The sequence below is a fragment of the Actinobacillus arthritidis genome (assembly GCF_029774155.1).
Lineage (GTDB): Bacteria > Pseudomonadota > Gammaproteobacteria > Enterobacterales > Pasteurellaceae > Actinobacillus > Actinobacillus arthritidis.
Genome location: NZ_CP103833.1, coordinates 1,375,850 through 1,394,582, shown reverse-complemented (window position 1 = coordinate 1,394,582; position 18,733 = coordinate 1,375,850). Strand labels below are relative to the sequence as shown.

Genomic DNA, 18,733 nt, shown 5'->3' with positions numbered 1-18,733 from the left:
CGTAAGCAAATACTTACGCCTACTGATTAAATGGCGGCAGTGACAACGATTTCAACCTTCCAGTTTGGATTTGCGAGTCTTGCTTCCACCGCGACCCGTGGCGGTGCATTATTTTCTGCTACCCATTCGTCCCAAGCTCGGTTCATTTCATCATAATAAGCCATATTCGCAAGATAGACGGTTGCCATTAAGATTTTGCTTTTATCGGTGTTAGCTTTGGCTAAGAATTTATCAATTTCTGCAAGCACTTGTTTGGTTTGCTGATAAGTGTCTTGGCTATCGTCCGTCGGTACTTGACCGGCTAGATAAGCTACGCCGTTATAAATGGCAACTTCAGAGAAACGTTTGCTAACATCAATACGTTGAATCATAATATTCCCTATCTTTAAAAAAGAACAAGCGGTAGAAATTTGCAAAAAATTGCAAGATTTTACCGCTTGTCACAAAATTAACCTATTCTACTTTAACAATCCAGCCTTCCGGTGCTTCCACATCACCGAATTGGATACCGGTAAGTTCTGCATATAAGCGTTTTGTTACCGGGCCAACTTCCGTTTCCGAATAGAATACGTGGAAATCGCCTTTATGCTGAATACCACCAACCGGCGTAATTACCGCCGCAGTACCACAAGCACCGGCTTCAGCGAATTGATCTAACTGATCGATATATACGTCGCCTTCAATCGTTTCCATACCTAAACGCTCTTTAGCAATATGTAATAACGAGTATTTGGTAATACTTGGTAAGATTGATTCTGACGCTGGGGTAATAAATTTATTATCTTTAGTAATACCGAAGAAGTTTGCCGCACCCACTTCTTCAATTTTGGTATGAGTTTTCGGATCAAGGTAGATCGCATCGGCAAATTTGCGTCTTGCTGTGCCTTGTTCTGTCGCTAATTCGTGCGGTAATAAACTTGTCGCATAGTTACCACCTACTTTAACACCGCCGGTTCCCATTGGTGCGGCACGGTCGTAGTCGGTTGTAATAAAGTTAGATGGTGCTAAACCACCTTTGAAATACGCACCCACCGGACAGCAGAATACGGAGAAAATGTATTCTGGTGTCGCTTTTACACCGATATTTTCACCCACGCCGATTAAGAACGGACGTAAGTAAAGGGTTGCACCTGAACCGTATGGGCCTAACCAATCTTGGTTTGCTTTGACCACTTCTTTACAAGCACGCACAAATAACTCGGTTGGCACTTCCGCCATTAATAAACGGCGAGCAGTACCTTGCATACGTTTTGCATTTTCTTCAGGGCGGAATAAATTGATAGAACCGTCTTTGCAACGATAGGCTTTTAAGCCCTCGAAACATTGTTGGCCGTAGTGAAGTGCAGTTGAACCTTCGTGAATATGGAGAGTGTTATCTGTAGTTAATTGACCTTCATCCCATTTGCCGTCTTTCCAGTGTGCGATGAAGCGATAATCTGTTTTAATGTAGGAAAAGCCTAAATTAGCCCAATCTAAATCTTTTAAAGCCATGTTGTTGTGTCCTTATTGTTATTTCTTACAAATGAATTTTTACATTGTAAGCCAAAAACGAATAAGAATGTAAGAGCAAAATGGCATTTTTTGCAGAAAAAAACCCAAGCGAATGGCTTGGGCCGAATGTTTGTTAAAGAATTAAGCGTGTTTAGCCGCGACTTCTTTTAATAAGGTTTGTAGTTCACCTTTTTGGAACATTTCTAATACGATATCACAACCGCCAACTAATTCGCCTTCTACCCATAATTGTGGGAAAGTCGGCCAGTTTGCGAATTTCGGTAATTCAGCACGAATATCCGGATTCGTTAAAATATCAACATAACCGAATGGCACTTGGCAGTTGATTACCGCTTCCACCGCACGTGCAGAGAAACCGCATGAAGGGAATTTCGGCGAACCTTTCATATAAAGAAGAATTGGGTTTTCGCTGATTTGTTTTTTGATTTTTTCAATAGTATCGATAGTTTCCATGATAACCTCTAGTGATTAATACTTGAGTAATTGTATCAGACTTTTATAGCTAGCCAAATAACCTTTTCATCTTATAACGAAATATCTCGTCTACCGGCAAAAGAGTGGGAAAGGGTTGTACCGTCTACCATTTCTAATGAGCCGCCAACCGGAATCCCATGCGCAATGCGAGTCACTTTTACATTGTGGATACGGCACATTTCCGCAATATAATTAGCCGTTGCATCGCCTTCTATCGTCGGATTAGTAGCAAGAATGACTTCGTGAAAAGATTCGTTTTCTAAACGGCTTTGCAACAGATCTAAGCCAATTTCTCTAGGCCCGATGCCGTCCAACGGCGAAAGATGTCCCATTAATACAAAGTAACGTCCTGAAAACTGTCCGGTTTGCTCAATTGCTTGAATATCTTCCGGCATTTCAACCACACAAAGTTGACCGCTCATTTGACGGCGAGGATTTTTACAGATATTACATTCGTCCTCTTCGGTAAATGTACGGCAAGAGTTGCAATGACCGATATGTGTCATTGCTTCATTCAAGGCTTTAGATAAGCTTATACCGCCGGAACGATTGCGTTGTAATAAATGATATGCCATACGCTGTGCGGATTTCGGACCGACACCGGGTAATGCACGCAGGGCTTCCATAAGGTTTTCGAGTAAAGGGCTAATTTGCATAAATAGGAATGGGTAGTTGAAAGTTAATAATGGATAGTTGCAAAAGCGCCTATCCATTATCGCTAAATTAGAATGGGAATTTCATACCTGGTGGTAATTGCATACCGGCAGTCACACTCGCCATTTTTTCTTTTTGCATTTCTTCCGCACGGCGAACGGCATCATTGAAGGTCATGCAGCAACTAAGTCTTCCACCATTTCTTTATCGTCTTCCATTAATGATGGATCGATTTCGATACGACGGCAGTTATGTGCACCATTGATTGTTACTTTTACTAAACCTGCACCAGATTCGCCGGTTACTTCAAGTTGTGCGATTTCTTCTTGCATTTTTTGCATACGCTCTTGCATTTGCTGGGCTTGTTTCATTAAACCGCCTAAGCCGCCTTTTCCAAACATTACATTTTCCTCAATTTGTATAATAAAAATAGAAACGGTTTATTTTACTTAAGCACCTCACTTTAGGCAAGCGGTTATCATTTGTCGATTTTTTGCAAAATGTTAGTAAAAATGACCGCTTACTTTAAGCCAAAAAATAAGCCCCCGTAAAGGAGCTTATGAATGTGAGTTATTCAATCGAGAATCTGACCGGTACAGTAATATTACTTGGGAATCCGGCTGGCGGTGGATTAACTGTTGTGCTTTGTCTTGCTTTTACTGCCGCATTATCCAAGTTACTATTCCCTGAACTATTTAGCACTTGTACATTGGCTAACTGTCCTGATGACGAAACAGTAAAACCGATAGTTACAATCCCTGTTTTACGCATCATTTTTTCCCGAGTTGGATAGGAACTACTTGCTCGGCGTTGTAAAGCACGTTGTAGTGCCGCTTTATAAGCTGAGATTTCACTCGCAGAACTTCCGCCGTTATTATTACCAGCTATCGTTCCGTTTTTAGAACCGTTTGTAGCAATTCCGTTTGGATTTCCTTCAGGTTTACCATTTGGAATACCAGCACGAACTTGAGTACCTTGGAAAGCATTTGGTACTGCTTTAGCAACAATACCTTGTTTAGCTTCAGGGCCTTTCTCTAAGGCTTTAATCGGTTTTACGATTTCTTTCGGTTTTTCTTTTTTAGGCTTTTCTTTCGGCTTTTCAACTTCTTTTGGTTTCGGTTTCTCTTTAGGTTTTTCCTTTGGCTTCTCTTTTGGTTTTTCTTTCGGTTTAGGCTTAGGAACTGGTTTCGGTTCAGGAATTGCTTCCGGTATAACTTCCGGTTCAGGCTCTTGTTCTATTTGCTGTTCGGATTCTACTGGCGTTGGTGTTTCTTGTGCTACAGCAACTTGAGGCTGTTCTAATAATGCGACAACCATCTCAATAGATAAGGCTTCTTCTTGAGGTTTTATATCGGAGTGAGAATTGACAACAACAGAAGTAATACCGGCAAAAATAAGAGAATGGAAAGCAATGGAACTAACTAAACCGATACGAGAATGTTTTTTCTTCATACTCGTATCCTATTTCTTCGCTGTATCTTTTTTCGTTACGATAGCAACATTTTTAATTTCGTTAGCAGAGAGAATATCAGTCAGTTCAACAAATTTCTCAAATGCAACTGCACCATCAACTTTTAAGGTAACTTTTTGAGTCTTATCCCAAGTCTGCGACTTCCGTAGTTAATGCTTCTTTTGTAATCGGTTTGTCATTGAAATAGAACTCATTATTTTCCGTGATGGTCAGTAATTTTGCTAATTCATCCGCTTTCATCGCTTGAGTTGTTGTCGCTTTAGGCACGTTTACTGGAATTTTTCCCTGTGAAATAAATGAAGCAGTTACTAATACTATTGCCAACAACACCAACATAATATCAATGAACGGAATGATATTAATCTCATCAAACTTTTTCATAGAACACCTTATTAATTGGCTTTACGAGCCTGAATGGCTTGCCATTTAAGTTTGCTTTCTTCTACTTTACGATTAAAACCGCTGTAGAACATCATTGCCGGAATTGCAACTAAGATACCTGCCGCAGTGGCTTTTAGTGCAAGTGATAAATGCACCATAATTGAAGCGCATCAATCTCTCCACCGGAATGGCCTAAATGATAAAAGGTTAATAAAATACCTAATACCGTACCTAATAAGCCGACATAAGGTGCATTGGCTCCGATAGTCGAAATGGTAGTGAGGTTACGGGTCACATCAATTTCTAAATCGTGAATAGTTTCATATTGTGCAACATCAAGTTGTTTATAAAACAGGATTCGTTCAATGATTTTCCATACTAATATGATACTCATTAATAATAGTAAGCCCAAAATAATATAATCGACATGGCCTTGTAACAGTTCAAGCATTTGTTCCATAAAATCCTCGGAAACGATCTAAATATGAAGAAAACAGATAATTCTGTGAAATGAAAATGGTTCGTAATTATACTAAGCGAGCCAGAAAATTCAACTTGTAATAATAGGTATTCTCGTTTATTTTTATTTTATAGATTATGCTATATTCGCTCGATTTTTTATTATTGACTATTCGAGAAATTATTTATGAGTGAAACATTTACTGAAATCAGTCCGCAACAGGCGTGGGAATTAATGGAAAATGAAGGAGCGACTTTAGCAGACATTCGTGATGCACGCCGTTATGTTTATAGTCATCCACAAGATGCGTTTCATTTAACCAATGAAAGTTATGGACGTTTTTTAGATGAAGTGGATTATGAGGAGCCGGTAATAGTGATCTGTTACCATGGTGTAAGTAGTCGTAATACTGCTCAGTTTTTAGTCGAACAGGGTTTTGATCGCGTATATAGTGTGAAAGGCGGTTTTGATGGTTGGGAGCGAAACGGTTTACCGATTGAAACGGCTTACTAAAAATAAGGTATAATGTGCTGATTTTTTAGATTAGGAAAAGAGTATGAATGATTTTGTCAATGTGACTGAAAGTAATTTTAGTGAAGTGTGGAATGCGGCGGCACAAGTGCCGGTGGTGTTTAGTTTTATCTCGCCGAGAGAAGTTGCTTCATTGGAAATGGATTCATTATTACGCCGTTTGGCGGATGAAAATCCTGAACAATTTTTATTGGCTACGGTAAATTGCGATGAACAACAAGCATTGGCGGCTCAATTTAGGATTCAAACGATTCCAACGATGTATCTTTTCGCAGGCGGACAACCGGTTGATATGATTCAAGGGGCGATTTCTGAGCAAGAAATGCGTGTACGTTTGGCAAATATTCTGCCGAAAGAAGAAGAGCTTAAATTCAATCAGGCTTTGGAATTATTGCAAGATCAGCGTTATGAAGAGGCATTACCGTTACTTAAATCAGCTTGGGAAATGACCGATAAGAAAAACAGCGATTTTGCTTTGCTTTATGCGGAAACTTTTATTGTGATGAAAAAAGTAGAAGACGCTCGAGAGATCTTAAAGCAGATTCCGATTCAAGATCGTGATAGCCGTTGGAATGGTTTACAGGCACAGATTGAATTGTTAGAGCAAGCGAACGAATCGCCTGAATTACAGCAATTACAAGCAGATTATGCGAATAATAAAACACCGGAAATTGCGATTCGTTTAGCAAACCAGCTACATCAGGTTCATAAGAACGAAGAAGCGTTAGCATTACTTTTCGAGTGGCTTAAAGCGGATTTAAATACAGCTAATGGGGAAGTCAAAAGCCAATTTTTAGCGATTCTTTCTGCTTTAGGTAATGATCCTATTGTGCCGAAATTTAGACGACAGCTTTATTCATTGTTGTACTAATGTTGTTATCCTAAAAACCAAAAATAAGCGGTCAAATTCCAAAAATCTTTTGCAATTTGCAAATTTTTAACAGAATTTGACCGCTTGTTTATTATCAGAAATTGTAAATTATTCTGCTTTTTTAGCGACTTCTTTCGGAAGTAATAAGTTCATAATAATTGCCGCAATAGCACAGAGACTGATACCTTTCAATGAAAATTCGCCAACGTTGATCAGCATGCCGCCGATGCCGAAGGTCATGACTACTGAAACGATACAGAGGTTGCGAGCTTCGCCCATATCCACTTTGGCACGAATTAATGTACTCATACCAACTGTCGCGATAGAACCGAAAACTAACATCATAATGCCGCCCATCACTACGCCCGGGATGGTTTGTAAGAAGGCGCCCACTTTGCCGCAGAATGAAATGGCAATTGCCCAAATAGCGGCAAAGGTCATTACACGTGGGTTAAAGTTTTTGGTGAGCATAACCGCACCGGTAACTTCCGCATAAGTAGTATTTGGTGGGCCGCCTAAAAATCTTTGCGGCAGAGGTTGCAACGCCGTCACCTAATAAGGTGCGGTGTAAACCCGGTTTATTCATAAAATCTTTACCAGTTACTGAGCTGATCGCCATAATACCACCGACGTGTTCGACTGCCGGTGCAAGGGCGATAGGTAATAAGTAAAGAATCGCTTCTAACTTAAATTCCGGCGTGGTGAGCTTCGGTAAGCTAAACCAAGCGGCATTAGTTACCGGGCTAAAATCAATGATGCCGAACACGAGTGAAAGGATATAACCAACCACAATTCCGAACATAATCGGGACTAATTTCATTAAACCTTTGGCAAAGACCGCTACCACAAGCGTAGTAATTAGCGTTGCCATTGAAATCAGTAAGGCGGTATTCGGTTCAATAGTTGTACCTTTACCGAGAGCCATATCAACCGCAGTCGGTGCTAAACCTAAGCCGATAATAATGATTACCGGACCAACTACCACCGGTGGGAAAAGTTTTTCGAGGATATTTGCCCCTTTCCATTTCACTAACGCACTTAATGCGAAGTAAACAAAACCGGTAAATACCAAACCACCCATGGTGGTTGGGATCCCCCATTGTTGTACGCCGTATTGAATCGGTGCGATAAAGGCGAAGGAAGATGCGAGGAAGATAGGCACTTGACCTTTGGTACAAAGTTGGAAAAGTAGGGTACCGATACCGGCAGTCAGGAGGGCTGTATTAGGATCTAAGCCGGTAATTAACGGCATTAACACTAAAGCACCAAATGCCACAAATAGCATTTGTAAGCCAACAAACACCTGTTTAGGTGTGCTGATAGTTTGATTTGTCATTTTTGTTTCAACTCTCGGTTTGAATTAACATACGTAAATACTACCTCACGGGATAGTTGGCACATTATAGCTGAAAAGTAAATGACTTGCTAAACAGAAAATTAAAATCCCCTTAGCTTGTCGCTAAGGGGATAAATAGTGTGCTAATTTTAATCGTAAATCGTTTTTATTTAAGCTCTGCTAAATAGGCTTTATCTGCACGCTCAAACGTATCGGTTACCTTTTTACTTGGCGGTGGGGTCATGAGCGAAACAAGGATAATCGCTAATGTTGCAAGAATAAAGCCGGGAATCATTGAATACACCTCAGGTAAACCTGCCCAAACAGTAATATCTTTCCAGAAATAAACGATTAATGCACCGACTAACATACCGCTAATTGCTCCGAAACCGTTCATACGGTTCCAAAATAATGACAGTAATACGACTGGACCGAAAGCACTACCAAAGCCTGCCCAAGCGTCTTTCACTAAACCGAATACTTGGCTGTTTGGATCTTGTGCGATATAGATGGCTAATGCCGCAACCGCTAACACCATAACTCGACCGAGCCACACTAATTCTTTATCAGTAGCGGACGGACGTAGAATCCCTTTATAGAGATCTTCGGTAATCGCACTTGAACAAATTAATAGCTGTGCTGAAAGGGTGCTCATTACTGCGACTAAAATAGCAGAAAGTAGCACACCAGCAATCCACGGATTAAACAGTAATTTTGCTAATTCAATAAAGATCTGTTCTTTATTTTGATTTACTACATTAGCTTGTTCCGGATGGGTAAAGAAATACGCCATACCGAAATAACCGATACCGATTGCACCAACTAGACAGATCACCATCCAAGTCATACTGATACGACGAGCATTTTCCAATGATTTAACACTTTCAGTCGCCATAAAACGTACTACGATATGAGGTTGTCCGAAGTAGCCTAAGCCCCAAGCTAATAGGCTTAATACACCAAGTACCGTTGTCCCGCTAAAAATATCATTATAATCTTTCTGTGCTAACTCACCGACTCTTGCAATCGTTTCTTGCATAACATCAAAGCCGCCTACATTCATTACCACGAATACAGGCGTTAAAATTAATGCAAATAACATCAATGATGCTTGAATGGTATCAGTCCAACTTACAGCTAAAAATCCGCCGATGAAAGTATAAAGAATAGTTGCAATTGCACCATACCAAATCGCATTTTCATAAGGAACACCGAAAAGATTCTCAAAAACTCTCGCACCGGCTACGACACCTGATGCACAATACACGGCAAAGAACAGCAAAAAAATAAGTGCTGATAAAATTTTGATAATACGGGTTTCATCATTAAAACGATTATGAAAATATTCGGGAAGTGTGAGTGCATCACCGCTATGTTCCGTATGTGAACGTAAACGGCCTGCAACCAGTTTCCAGTTTAGATATGCACCGATAGTAAGACCGATAGCTAACCAGCCTTCAATTAAACCGCCGGCATAGACTGCACCGGGTAATCCCATCAGTAACCAACCGGACATATCGGATGCACCGGCAGATAAAGCCGTCACGAAACTGCCTAAACGGCGACCGCCTAAAATATAATCTGATAAATTATTGGTCATACGATAGGCAATAAAACCAATCGCAATCATTCCAATAATATAAATCAGGAATGTGATAGTTGTCGGATCGAAGTTGAACATAGTTATTCCTCTTATTCTTTCTATGTTGCTAATTTTATTAACTTGGTGCAAAAGTCGAGAATTATAGCAAAAGATAGGGGAGAAATGAATTTTTCACAAAAATTCAGCTGTTTTTATGCGGCACTTACGAGTTAAATCAATTTTTTAGCAAGTTGCGGAAGATTTGTTTACTTCAGAATATTGTGAAAAAGTTAAATAAGACAAATCTGTTTTAAATGTTAATTTTATATTAAATTGTGGTTTGGGTTTTTATCCATAATAGAAGGAAGTAAAATAACTTTTACACAGGCGAGATTTGTCAAGTATTTTTACACTTAGAAAATATAAAATTTTTTGCTAAAATAGCTAGATAAAATGTAACTAATTGATTTTATTAAATAAGTTATTTTGTGTTCAATTCAGTATTGCGAGAAAAAGATCGAGATCCCACCTAGGGTTAGATAACTTTTTATAAAGAAATCCACAAAGTTATCCACAGCGTTTGTGGATAGAAAAAATGCCTGACAATATGATCAGATCTTTGCTGAGATTTTGCAAAAAATGGTGCAGATCTAACCGCTTATAATTGATGCCAACCCAATTCTTCCGAAATTTTTGTGCGGTTGATTGGATTTCCGAATATAAAGTATTAAATCCGGATTGAGCTAGTCTTGCGGTAGAAAGTGAAACCGAAACGGCATAGATGACTTTTCCTTGATGATCAAAAATTGGACAAGCAATGCACGAAACACCCATTTCGTTTTCTTCATCATCCATCGCAAATTGTTGCGAGCGAATTTTTTCTAATTCGATATTCATTGCCGGAATGGTCGTAATCGTATTTGGTGTTAACTGTTGAATAACATCTTGTTTAATTTGCCAATAATGTGGGATATAGTCAGGCCGATCGTAAGCTAGAAATAATTTCCCCATACCAGAACAATACAGTTGTAATCTTTGCCCAATATAAGCTCGCGTTTTCATCATTCCGATAGTCGGCTCTAATTTATAGATAAGAATTGCGTGATGTTCTTCTCGCATCGCAAAGTTTACCGTTTCACCTAATTTTAAATTGAGAGCTTCTAAATGAGGGGCGGCAATATGCAAAATATTTAAGGAACTTAATGCTCTTTGCCCGATAGCTAAACATTTGGTAGATAAGCGATAACTGCCTGCGGTGGGTGCAGGGCGAACAAATCCCTCTTGTTGCAAACTTTGTAACAGACGATGAACGGTACTCTTATTTAAATGAGCGAGTTCAGACAATTGGGCGAGAGGGCAACCGTTTGGGTATTGAGAAAGTAATTCAAGTAATTTAAGTCCTCGAATTAATGTTTGGCTTCCTGCCGATTCTTTTTCTGTCATATTATTTCTCCAATAACCAAATGATTAAGTGGTATATCCCAAGGTTCTGTCGGCACTTGCTCAATCAATTGGCATTGGTGTGCCAAGCCTACGCTTATTGTTTTTGCTGATGCCATTGCAAGGGTTCTGTCATAAAATCCGCCACCATACCCTAAGCGATTTTTTGCCAAATCACAAGCCAATAACGGTGTAAAGATCATATCCAATTCAGTTAATGGTTTTACGTTGCGAACATCAAGTTTGGGTTGCAACATTCCGAAGCGATGTGTTTCTAAGACACAGGAGGAATCATATTTTAAAAAGAGTAGATGACCTTTAGCAAAAGGGTGTAACACGGGAAGATAAACGGATTTTCCTAAGGCAAGCAAGTTATCAATAAGTGGTAACGGAGAGATTTCGTGATTAAAAGGTAAGTAAAGAGCAATATGTTCGGCACGATAATGATTAATTAAAGCTAATGCTTTCGGAATAAGATTTAAAGAAGCGGTAATTTGTTGATCGGGAGATAATTTCGCTCGTTCAGCTTGAATTATTTGGCGAAATTGCTTACGAAGTGGCATTTGATGAGTTTGCATAGTAAAACCACCTTAATGCAAAAAAGAACCCGAAGTGCCGTTATCAGTGATGGTCCTTGAACCAGAAGGTTCAAGGGAATCGAACTTAATTGCCTTTAGGCTTCTTACTCAAGGTAAGCCTGCTCACCAGCGATTAGATGTCCAACTCAAAGTTTTAAATTATCGGCTCAGGGACGTAACTAACAACGTACACCTCAGGCAAGAGTTATACTAACGGAAATTAATGATTTTTCCTAGTCTTGAATTTAGAAAAATTCACAAATGATCAGCTTTTAAACGTTTTCTTGATTAATCTCAACCGATGTATTTGTCAGTAATTTATTGAGAGAACTATCAAGTTGCTGAATACAGGATTCTAATACAGCTTTATTATTCGCATTTTTTTGTTTTTCTTGCTCAAGCTCGTAATTAAGATTTAATGCAACAATCGCTAACACTTTTTCAAGTTGGATAATACCGGATTGATCTTTCAAAAGCGCCACACGTTCTTCTAAACGTTCTGCGGATGCAAGTAGATGTTCCTGTTGTTCCGGTGGACAGTGTAAACGAAGTACCTGTCCAAAAATTTGAACTTCAATATAATTTGCCGACATAGTCGCGAAATCCTCACAAGTAATATAAATTTTTTGCTATTATGCCATTCTTTGACAGAATCACAAATAAGACACTATGGCTATTACACAATCAAATGAATTTAATCAATTAATTTCACAGTTACAAATTACAGATACGGCGGCGGAAGTACACGGCTTTTTAAGCGGATTAATTGCTGGCGGTGTACAAGACGAATCTTGGAAAACGCTTACCTATCAATTTTTAAATGGCGGTCATGCTTTTTCTCAAGTGCCTTTAGCAACATTGAGTGATTTTTATCAACAACTAACGGAAAGTTTTGATGAAGCAAATACCTTATTTTCACTTTGGATGCCGAATAATGAAGACGGCTTTGCTTTAGCGGATGCGATAGCGGAATGGACCAGTCAATTTTTGCTAGGATTAGGATTAGCACAACCTAAATTAAGCCGTGAAACGGATGAAATCGGCGAGGCTCTAGATGATTTAGAAGAAATCTCTAAATTAGGGTACAATGAAGAAGATGAGAATAATGAATTGTTGGAAGCAGGAGAGGAAGTGGTTGAATATCTTCGAGTATTAACTTTATTCCTACACAGCCATTTTGCGCTAAATGTCAATAAAAGCGAAAAACCTCAAATTCATTAATCCTGATGAGTTATATACAAGCGGTTACTTTATGGCAATATTTTACAAATTTTAAATAAAATTTAACCGCTTTTCTATTTTGAACTGATATACGAGGAATACAATGAATCAATTAAAAAATGATCGCTATTTAAAAGCACTCTTACGTGAACCTGTAGATATGACACCGGTGTGGATGATGCGTCAAGCAGGGCGTTATTTACCGGAATATAAAGCAACACGCGCAGAAGCCGGCGATTTTATGTCTTTATGTCGCAATGCGGATTTAGCCTGTGAAGTGACGTTACAACCATTACGTCGTTATGCGTTGGATGCGACCGATTTTATTTTCTGATATTTTAACTATTCCGGATGCAATGGGCTTAGGTTTAAGTTTTGGTGCTGGCGAAGGCCCTAAATTTGCTCGTCCGATTGAAAATAAAGCACAGGTAGAAAACTTACCGATTCCGGATCCAGAAGGCGAATTACAATATGTGATGAATGCGGTACGTACCATTCGCCGTGAATTAAAAGGCGAAGTGCCGTTAATCGGTTTCTCAGGCAGTCCGTGGACATTAGCAACCTATATGGTGGAAGGCGGCTCAAGCAAGGCGTTCACTAAAATCAAAAAAATGATGTATGCCGATCCGCAAATTCTACACGCATTATTAGATAAATTAGCCGATAGTGTGATCTTATATCTGAATGCACAAATTAAAGCGGGCGCACAAGCAGTGATGGTGTTCGATACTTGGGGCGGTGTATTAGCACATAATGAATATAAAGCGTTCTCGCTACGTTATATGCACAAAATTGTGGACGGTTTAATTCGTGAAAACGAAGGCAGAAAAGTGCCGGTCACCTTATTTACCAAAGGCGGCGGTTTATGGTTGGAAGCGATTGCGGAAACCGGCTGTGATGCGGTAGGTTTAGACTGGACGATTGATATCGCTGATGCTCGTCGTCGTGTGGGACATAAAGTAGCATTACAAGGCAATATGGATCCGAGCGTATTATATGCTCAACCGGAACGTATCGAGCAAGAAGTACAACAAATTTTAGCCGGTTTTGGTCAAGGCTCTGGTCATGTGTTTAATCTTGGACATGGGATTCATCAAGATGTGCCGGAACATAGTCCGAAAGTATTTGTGGATGCGATTCACAAGTACTCAAAGCAATACCATAAGTAATCTCATAGCCGGTTTACTTTAAACAAGCAGTTAAATTTTGGGAAAATTTTGCAAAAAATTATGAAAATCCGACCGCTTGTATTTTGGGAAATTAGCTTAGTTTAACGAAAGAGGGAAAAATGAGAAATCCTATTCATAAACGTATGGAACGTTTTGAGTCTTGGCAACATCTAACGTTTATGGCGTGCCTTTGCGAAAGAATGTATCCGAATTATCAGCTGTTTTGTGAGGTGACTGAACAGCCGGAAAAAGCCAAGGTATTCCAAAATGTTCTCAACTTAGTTTGGGAGTTTTTAACGGTTAAAGGTGCAAAGATTAACTTTGATAATCAGCTGGAAAAATTAGAAGAAATTATTCCGGATGTGAACGATTATGACTTTTTTGGTGTCTTACCCGCACAAGAGGCGTGTGAAGTGCTTTCTGAATTATTACATAGTCTAATTGCCGGTTCGACCTTAGAACAAGCGATTCGCATTAGCCAAATTTCATTAGGTACGGTGGCAAGCTATTTAGAAATGCAACAAGACCGTGAATTAAATGAACAAGAGCTTAAAAATGCGGAAGAAATTCAAGATGAACTTGATGTACAGTGGCAAGTTTATCGTTTGCTTAATGAGTGTGAAGAACGTGATATTGAACTCATTCTTGAATTAAAAAATGAGATTCGCAGTAGCGGAATTAGTAATATTGGGTTAAAATTTAATCAATGAATCAACTTCCCCATATAATGTCGCATTATTCACTTTGAGAATATCTCAGTTTGAATTAAGCTAGCGGGGCGTTATGCAACAAGTTTCAGGCGGGTTAACGCCATTTATCTAAATAAAATCTTAGAGGATACAATTATGAACAAAACTGAGTTAATCGATGCAATCGCGACAGGTGCAGAGTTAAGCAAAAAAGATGCTAAAGCGACATTAGAAGCTACTTTAGAAGCGATCTCTGAAAGCCTCAAAAAAGGTGATGCAGTTCAATTAATCGGCTTCGGTACGTTTAAAGTAAATGAGCGTAATGCACGTACTGGTCGTAACCCACGTACTGGTGAAGAAATCAAAATCGCAGCGACTAAAGTACCAGCGTTTGTTGCGGGTAAAGCATTAAAAGATTTAGTAAAATAATTCTCTGAATACAATAAAAAGCCTAGATTAATCTAGGCTTTTTTATCGACATTTTATACTGTAAACGGATATTGAATACTTGGATGATATTCGTAGCCTTCCACTTTGAAATCTTCTAACGTTACCCAGGTTTCTAAATCTTCAAGTGATTTAATTTCCGGATTAATCCAAAGTTTAGGTGCGTCTAACGGCTCTCTTTTCAGTTGTACATCACGCATTAATTCCAATTGGTCTTCATAAATATGTGCATTAACGATTTTATGAAATGCTTGACCTGCTTTGTGTCCGGTAATTTGTGCCATTAGAGCTAAGAAAGTATAACATTGAATCATATTCCAGTTTAAACCTAACGGTACATCGGCGGAACGTTGCGTACTGTTTAAATAAAGTGTGCCGTCTAGTAATGAAAAGTGATGGCTGTATAGGCAAGGACGCAAACAGCCCATATGGAATACTCCCGGATGATAGAAAGTATAAATTTCACCTCGATTATCGATACCTTTTTTTAGATCATCAACAATTTGACGTAATAAATCAACCGAACCGCCGTCAGGTTTAGGAAAATGACGACCGACCGCACCATAAACTAACCCCATATCATCTTCGCCCTTCCGATATGGATTTGCTAACCAAGCCGCATTTTGATTAGCATTAGCATCCCATGATTTAGTACCTAGATTACGGAAATCTGCCGCATTATCGTAGCCACGAATATAACCGAGCAATTCCGCAATTGCGGCTTTCCAAAAACTACGGCGAGTGGTTACTAAGGGAAATTCACCTTTAGCCACATCATAAGTTAAATCTGCATTAATAACAGTCAAGCAACGCTTGCCGGTACGTTCATTCTCTACCCATTTCCCTTCGTTTACGATACGATGACATAAATCTAAATACTGTTTCATACTTACCTCTTAAAAAATAGAGGTAATTTTGCCATTTATTCGGTAAAATGGATAATAAATTTTTATAAAGCGATCAGGAGTGCGATATGAAAACACTAATTAAACCCATTTTAGTTTGTTTAACCTTAGCGGTATTAACCGCTTGTTCAAGTAAAAGTAGTTGGACTCGTTTAAATGACTCGGAAGTGGACCAAAAATCTTATGCGATTGCTTATGGTGCAACGGCACAGACTTATGCTGATCGAGTAAATGAAAGCTACGATATTAATGCATTTATGAATGGTGTAGATGCATGGTATAACAAAAAAGTGAATATGCCTGTAGAGCAAATCAGAGCTATGATTTTGAATCGTATGATGGATCACAATATCTACGCTTATTATAGTGGTGTGCTTTATGCGACAGATTTACAAGGTAATTTTAATCATCTTGATCCGAATTGTTGGGGCTTTGTGCAAACGCCAAGTATGAGCCAAGGCATCCATGATGCTATGCTGGATATTCAAAAGAATACGGTGCGTAGCGATGAATATATTAAAAATGGCGTAGAACAGATTCTTCATCTTTGCGTGAAAACGATGGTAGAAGATGAAAATAAAGCTGAGGTGAAAACTAAAGCTAAAGTGAAAAAAGCTGTAAAAACAAAAAAATTAGCTAAGTAACTGAGATTATCACTTATGTAAGCGGTCAATTTTTCCTCATTTTTTGTAAAAAATACAAGGAAATTGACCGCTTTTTTTATGATTAAGGAGAATGGAATTTATGACTACCTATAATTTACGCTTGAAAGCAAAAAACGAATTAACACCTCATCCTACAGCACAATATTGGCGTAAATGCCAAGTGGAAGAATTGTTTGCGATGCCCTTTATGGAATTAGTTTTTAAAGCGGCACAAGTTCATCGAGAAAATTTTGATCCGCAAGCGATTCAACTCTCTACATTACTATCAATTAAAACTGGTGGTACGCCCGGAAGAATGTGAATATTGTCCACAATCTGCTCGCTACGATACCGGGCTTGAAAAACAAGTGATGATGAATGTTGAAGAAATTGTAGAGAAGGCAAAAATAGCAAAAGAAAGAGGAGCTAGCCGTTTTTGTATGGGGGCGCTTGGCGTGGGCCTAAGCCGAAAGATATTAAAGTGGTATCTGAAATTATAGGAGCAGTCAAAACACTAGGTTTAGAAACATGCGGTACTTTCGGTTTACTTGAAGAAGGAATGGCAGAAGATTTAAAACAAGCAGGATTAGATTATTACAATCATAATTTAGATACTGATCCGGAACGTTATAGCAAAATTGTGCATACACGTAATCATGATGATCGGATGGATACACTTGGTAAAGTACGTCATGCCGGTTTAAAAGTGTGTTGTGGTGGTATTGTCGGTATGAATGAAACTCGTCCGGAACGTGCCGGACTTATTGCCAGTTTAGCTAATCTTGATCCGCAACCTGAAAGTGTGCCGATTAACCAATTAATTAAAGTTGAAGGTACACCATTGGAAAATGCGGAAGATTTGGATTGGACGGAATTTGTAAGAACGATAGCGGTTGCCCGTATTACAATGCCGAAAAGTTATGTAAGGTTATCAGCCGGTAGAACTGCAATGCCGGAAGCGATGCAAACTTTATGTTTTATGGCTGGAGCTAATTCGATTTTCTATGGTGAGAAATTATTGACGACTTGCAATCCGGAAGAAGATTCTGACCGCTTGTTAATGGAAAAATTAGATTTGTATCCACTCGCGTATGAACCAAGTGAAGCATAAGAAAAAAGCCAGCGAGAGCTGGCTTTAAAATTTTATACAAGCAATTTAAATTAAAGTGCTTTTACGTTTACCGCTGATGGGCCACGTTCAGAATCTTGTACTTCAAATTCAACTTTTGCACCTTCTTCTAAAGTACGGAAGTTTGAACCTACGATACCTGAAAAGTGAACAAAAATATCTTTACCGCCTTGATCTGGAGTAATGAAACCAAAACCTTTAGTTGAATTGAACCATTTAACGATACCTGTTGCTTTAGACATAGGATTTTCCTTATAAAAAATAAATTAAAACAGAGTTGCTACACGTTTGGTTGGAGATTAGAGATTTATTCGTGAAAACTCTCGGAAAATCATAAGATTTTATAGAAAGGAAAACATCGATAAAGCAATCGTACTCAAGAACGCTACGAGAAGCGGGGGTGATTAGAACACTAAAAAATCATTAAAGCAAATGTTTTTTGAACTTATTTACACAAATTGAAACACATATATATCGCTCAACAACAAAATCATAGAAAGGCTTGATTTTATATAGACGAAAATCGGTAAATAAAATATAGTAACAAGTTATGGCTCTGTATTGAGTAAATATCTATTTTGACCCAAATTTTAAAAGAGAAAATAATATGTCAGAACAACAAGTCAATGTGCAAAATGGCAATAGAACAAATCCGAGCATAAAAGAAGTGATCGCTTATTTAGCCGATAAATTTCCACTTTGCTTCAGTGTCGAAGGTGAAGCTAAACCGTTAAAAGTTGGGCTTTTCCAAGAGTTAGCCGAAGCATTGGCGAATGATGAAAAAATCAGTAAAACTTTATTACGTCAAGCATTGCGTACTTATACGATGAGCTGGCGTTATCTTGCTTGCTGTAAAGTAAATGCTCAACGTGTTGGTTTACAAGGTGAAGAAGCTGGTATCGTAGATGAAGCTCAAGCGGAACATGCAAGCACAATCATTAGCCGTAGCAAAAGAAGCGTATGCGGCACGTAAAGCAGAACAAAAGAAAGAGCAACGTAAAGAGTTCTTTAAGAAAAAAGCACGTGAAGAAAATGTGAAGAAAAATACAGATGCACGAGTGAAAAAAGCCCCACGAGTAGCAAAAGATAATTCGGCAAAAGCAACCGCTGAAAGTTTGGTCGCTCTTACCAGCAAATTTGGTAAAGGTAATAAATAATTTTCATTTTGTCGCCATCTTAAACCCCTCTAAATTGGGATTTGATTTTGGTCGCTTGTGTATACCTATTGTGAATCAGGAT

The 18,733-nt window shown here is 38.8% G+C and carries 16 protein-coding genes, 1 other RNA gene and 8 pseudogenes; 9 read left to right on the top strand and 16 right to left on the bottom strand.

Going from position 1 to position 18,733, the window contains the following annotated elements; translation table 11 throughout:
• Positions 1-26: 26 nt before the first annotated feature.
• The 8 genes and pseudogenes from NYR89_RS06460 to exbB form a co-directional block, all read right to left on the bottom strand.
• Positions 27-371, bottom strand: a complete 345-nt coding sequence (locus NYR89_RS06460) for a RidA family protein (protein WP_279445181.1) — start codon at positions 369-371, stop codon at positions 27-29.
• 82 nt (positions 372-453) lie between these two features.
• Positions 454-1,491, bottom strand: a complete 1,038-nt coding sequence (locus NYR89_RS06455; RefSeq protein WP_279445180.1) for a branched-chain amino acid aminotransferase — start codon at positions 1,489-1,491, stop codon at positions 454-456.
• A gap of 141 nt (positions 1,492-1,632) precedes the next feature.
• Complete coding sequence (grxD, locus tag NYR89_RS06450) at positions 1,633-1,956, bottom strand: Grx4 family monothiol glutaredoxin (protein ID WP_279446658.1); 324 nt, start codon at positions 1,954-1,956, stop codon at positions 1,633-1,635.
• An 80-nt stretch (positions 1,957-2,036) separates the two neighbouring features.
• Entirely contained in the window at positions 2,037-2,642 is a 606-nt protein-coding gene (gene recR / locus NYR89_RS06445; protein WP_279445179.1) for a recombination mediator RecR, read from the bottom strand.
• A 67-nt stretch (positions 2,643-2,709) separates the two neighbouring features.
• A pseudogene (locus NYR89_RS06440) lies at positions 2,710-3,041 on the bottom strand (YbaB/EbfC family nucleoid-associated protein).
• A gap of 169 nt (positions 3,042-3,210) precedes the next feature.
• Positions 3,211-4,092: a TonB family protein gene (locus NYR89_RS06435; protein ID WP_279445178.1), complete on the bottom strand. Its 882-nt coding sequence runs from the start codon at positions 4,090-4,092 to the stop codon at positions 3,211-3,213.
• 9 nt (positions 4,093-4,101) lie between these two features.
• Positions 4,102-4,492, bottom strand: a pseudogene (exbD, locus tag NYR89_RS06430) (TonB system transport protein ExbD).
• Positions 4,493-4,503: 11 nt separating this feature from the next.
• Positions 4,504-4,952: pseudogene (exbB, locus tag NYR89_RS06425) on the bottom strand (TonB-system energizer ExbB).
• Positions 4,953-5,138: 186 nt separating this feature from the next.
• Here exbB and glpE point away from each other — a divergent pair.
• Together glpE and NYR89_RS06415 are read left to right on the top strand one after the other, a co-directional pair.
• Positions 5,139-5,465: a thiosulfate sulfurtransferase GlpE gene (gene glpE / locus NYR89_RS06420; protein WP_279445177.1), complete on the top strand. Its 327-nt coding sequence runs from the start codon at positions 5,139-5,141 to the stop codon at positions 5,463-5,465.
• A gap of 43 nt (positions 5,466-5,508) precedes the next feature.
• Positions 5,509-6,354, top strand: a complete 846-nt coding sequence (locus tag NYR89_RS06415) for a co-chaperone YbbN (RefSeq protein WP_279445176.1) — start codon at positions 5,509-5,511, stop codon at positions 6,352-6,354.
• A 108-nt stretch (positions 6,355-6,462) separates the two neighbouring features.
• On the opposite strand, the pseudogene NYR89_RS06410 reads toward NYR89_RS06415, so the two are convergent.
• The 6 genes and pseudogenes from NYR89_RS06410 to NYR89_RS06385 form a co-directional block, all read right to left on the bottom strand.
• Positions 6,463-7,690, bottom strand: a pseudogene (locus tag NYR89_RS06410) (uracil-xanthine permease family protein).
• Positions 7,691-7,856: 166 nt separating this feature from the next.
• A complete protein-coding gene (putP, locus tag NYR89_RS06405; RefSeq protein ID WP_279445175.1) occupies positions 7,857-9,371 on the bottom strand; it encodes a sodium/proline symporter PutP in 1,515 nt (504 codons plus the stop codon).
• A 559-nt stretch (positions 9,372-9,930) separates the two neighbouring features.
• Positions 9,931-10,715 (bottom strand): annotated as a pseudogene (locus tag NYR89_RS06400) (IclR family transcriptional regulator).
• Positions 10,712-11,290 (bottom strand): 5-formyltetrahydrofolate cyclo-ligase, encoded by a 579-nt coding sequence (locus tag NYR89_RS06395; RefSeq protein WP_279445173.1) that lies wholly within the window; start codon positions 11,288-11,290, stop codon positions 10,712-10,714. The pseudogene NYR89_RS06400 and the gene NYR89_RS06395 overlap by 4 nt, the downstream one beginning before the upstream one ends.
• 22 nt (positions 11,291-11,312) lie before the next feature.
• Positions 11,313-11,494: non-coding RNA, 6S RNA (ssrS, locus tag NYR89_RS06390), on the bottom strand.
• A 68-nt stretch (positions 11,495-11,562) separates the two neighbouring features.
• Positions 11,563-11,883, bottom strand: a complete 321-nt coding sequence (locus NYR89_RS06385; protein WP_279445172.1) for a cell division protein ZapA — start codon at positions 11,881-11,883, stop codon at positions 11,563-11,565.
• A 76-nt stretch (positions 11,884-11,959) separates the two neighbouring features.
• On the opposite strand from NYR89_RS06385, the gene NYR89_RS06380 reads away from it, so the two are divergent.
• The 4 genes and pseudogenes from NYR89_RS06380 (at position 11,960) to NYR89_RS06365 (ending at position 14,798) form a co-directional block, all read left to right on the top strand.
• Positions 11,960-12,511, top strand: a complete 552-nt coding sequence (locus tag NYR89_RS06380; RefSeq protein ID WP_279445171.1) for a UPF0149 family protein — start codon at positions 11,960-11,962, stop codon at positions 12,509-12,511.
• Positions 12,512-12,614: 103 nt separating this feature from the next.
• A pseudogene (gene hemE, locus NYR89_RS06375) lies at positions 12,615-13,680 on the top strand (uroporphyrinogen decarboxylase).
• A 119-nt stretch (positions 13,681-13,799) separates the two neighbouring features.
• Positions 13,800-14,390, top strand: coding sequence for a YjaG family protein (locus tag NYR89_RS06370; protein WP_279445170.1), 591 nt, complete (start codon positions 13,800-13,802; stop codon positions 14,388-14,390).
• A 135-nt stretch (positions 14,391-14,525) separates the two neighbouring features.
• Positions 14,526-14,798: an HU family DNA-binding protein gene (locus NYR89_RS06365; RefSeq protein ID WP_279445169.1), complete on the top strand. Its 273-nt coding sequence runs from the start codon at positions 14,526-14,528 to the stop codon at positions 14,796-14,798.
• A 53-nt stretch (positions 14,799-14,851) separates the two neighbouring features.
• On the opposite strand, the gene NYR89_RS06360 is transcribed toward NYR89_RS06365, so the two are convergent.
• Positions 14,852-15,703, bottom strand: a complete 852-nt coding sequence (locus NYR89_RS06360; protein WP_279445168.1) for a thymidylate synthase — start codon at positions 15,701-15,703, stop codon at positions 14,852-14,854.
• 86 nt (positions 15,704-15,789) lie between these two features.
• Here NYR89_RS06360 and NYR89_RS06355 point away from each other — a divergent pair, with 86 nt between their 5' ends.
• Both NYR89_RS06355 and bioB read left to right on the top strand, forming a co-directional pair.
• Positions 15,790-16,365, top strand: a complete 576-nt coding sequence (locus NYR89_RS06355) for a hypothetical protein (RefSeq protein WP_279445167.1) — start codon at positions 15,790-15,792, stop codon at positions 16,363-16,365.
• A 100-nt stretch (positions 16,366-16,465) separates the two neighbouring features.
• Positions 16,466-17,476, top strand: a pseudogene (gene bioB / locus NYR89_RS06350) (biotin synthase BioB).
• A gap of 50 nt (positions 17,477-17,526) precedes the next feature.
• Here bioB and cspE read toward each other — a convergent pair.
• Complete coding sequence (cspE, locus tag NYR89_RS06345; protein WP_279445166.1) at positions 17,527-17,736, bottom strand: transcription antiterminator/RNA stability regulator CspE; 210 nt, start codon at positions 17,734-17,736, stop codon at positions 17,527-17,529.
• Between the two features lie 365 nt (positions 17,737-18,101).
• On the opposite strand from cspE, the pseudogene proQ reads away from it, so the two are divergent.
• Positions 18,102-18,651, top strand: a pseudogene (gene proQ / locus NYR89_RS06340) (RNA chaperone ProQ).
• The last annotated feature ends 82 nt before the right edge of the window (positions 18,652-18,733 follow it).

Excerpts from the sequence above, each read along its gene's own strand:
- NYR89_RS06370 (WP_279445170.1), top strand. The coding sequence starts at position 13,800 with ATGAGAAATCCTATTCATAAACGTATGGAACGTTTTGAGTCTTGGCAA.
- NYR89_RS06355 (WP_279445167.1), top strand. The coding sequence starts at position 15,790 with ATGAAAACACTAATTAAACCCATTTTAGTTTGTTTAACCTTAGCGGTA.
- recR (WP_279445179.1), bottom strand. The coding sequence starts at position 2,642 with ATGCAAATTAGCCCTTTACTCGAAAACCTTATGGAAGCCCTGCGTGCA.
- NYR89_RS06455 (WP_279445180.1), bottom strand. The coding sequence starts at position 1,491 with ATGGCTTTAAAAGATTTAGATTGGGCTAATTTAGGCTTTTCCTACATT.
- cspE (WP_279445166.1), bottom strand. The coding sequence starts at position 17,736 with ATGTCTAAAGCAACAGGTATCGTTAAATGGTTCAATTCAACTAAAGGT.
- NYR89_RS06385 (WP_279445172.1), bottom strand. The coding sequence starts at position 11,883 with ATGTCGGCAAATTATATTGAAGTTCAAATTTTTGGACAGGTACTTCGT.
- NYR89_RS06360 (WP_279445168.1), bottom strand. The coding sequence starts at position 15,703 with ATGAAACAGTATTTAGATTTATGTCATCGTATCGTAAACGAAGGGAAA.
- NYR89_RS06460 (WP_279445181.1), bottom strand. The coding sequence starts at position 371 with ATGATTCAACGTATTGATGTTAGCAAACGTTTCTCTGAAGTTGCCATT.
- NYR89_RS06435 (WP_279445178.1), bottom strand. The coding sequence starts at position 4,092 with ATGAAGAAAAAACATTCTCGTATCGGTTTAGTTAGTTCCATTGCTTTC.
- putP (WP_279445175.1), bottom strand. The coding sequence starts at position 9,371 with ATGTTCAACTTCGATCCGACAACTATCACATTCCTGATTTATATTATT.
- NYR89_RS06365 (WP_279445169.1), top strand. The coding sequence starts at position 14,526 with ATGAACAAAACTGAGTTAATCGATGCAATCGCGACAGGTGCAGAGTTA.
- NYR89_RS06395 (WP_279445173.1), bottom strand. The coding sequence starts at position 11,290 with ATGCAAACTCATCAAATGCCACTTCGTAAGCAATTTCGCCAAATAATT.
- NYR89_RS06415 (WP_279445176.1), top strand. The coding sequence starts at position 5,509 with ATGAATGATTTTGTCAATGTGACTGAAAGTAATTTTAGTGAAGTGTGG.
- NYR89_RS06380 (WP_279445171.1), top strand. The coding sequence starts at position 11,960 with ATGGCTATTACACAATCAAATGAATTTAATCAATTAATTTCACAGTTA.
- glpE (WP_279445177.1), top strand. The coding sequence starts at position 5,139 with ATGAGTGAAACATTTACTGAAATCAGTCCGCAACAGGCGTGGGAATTA.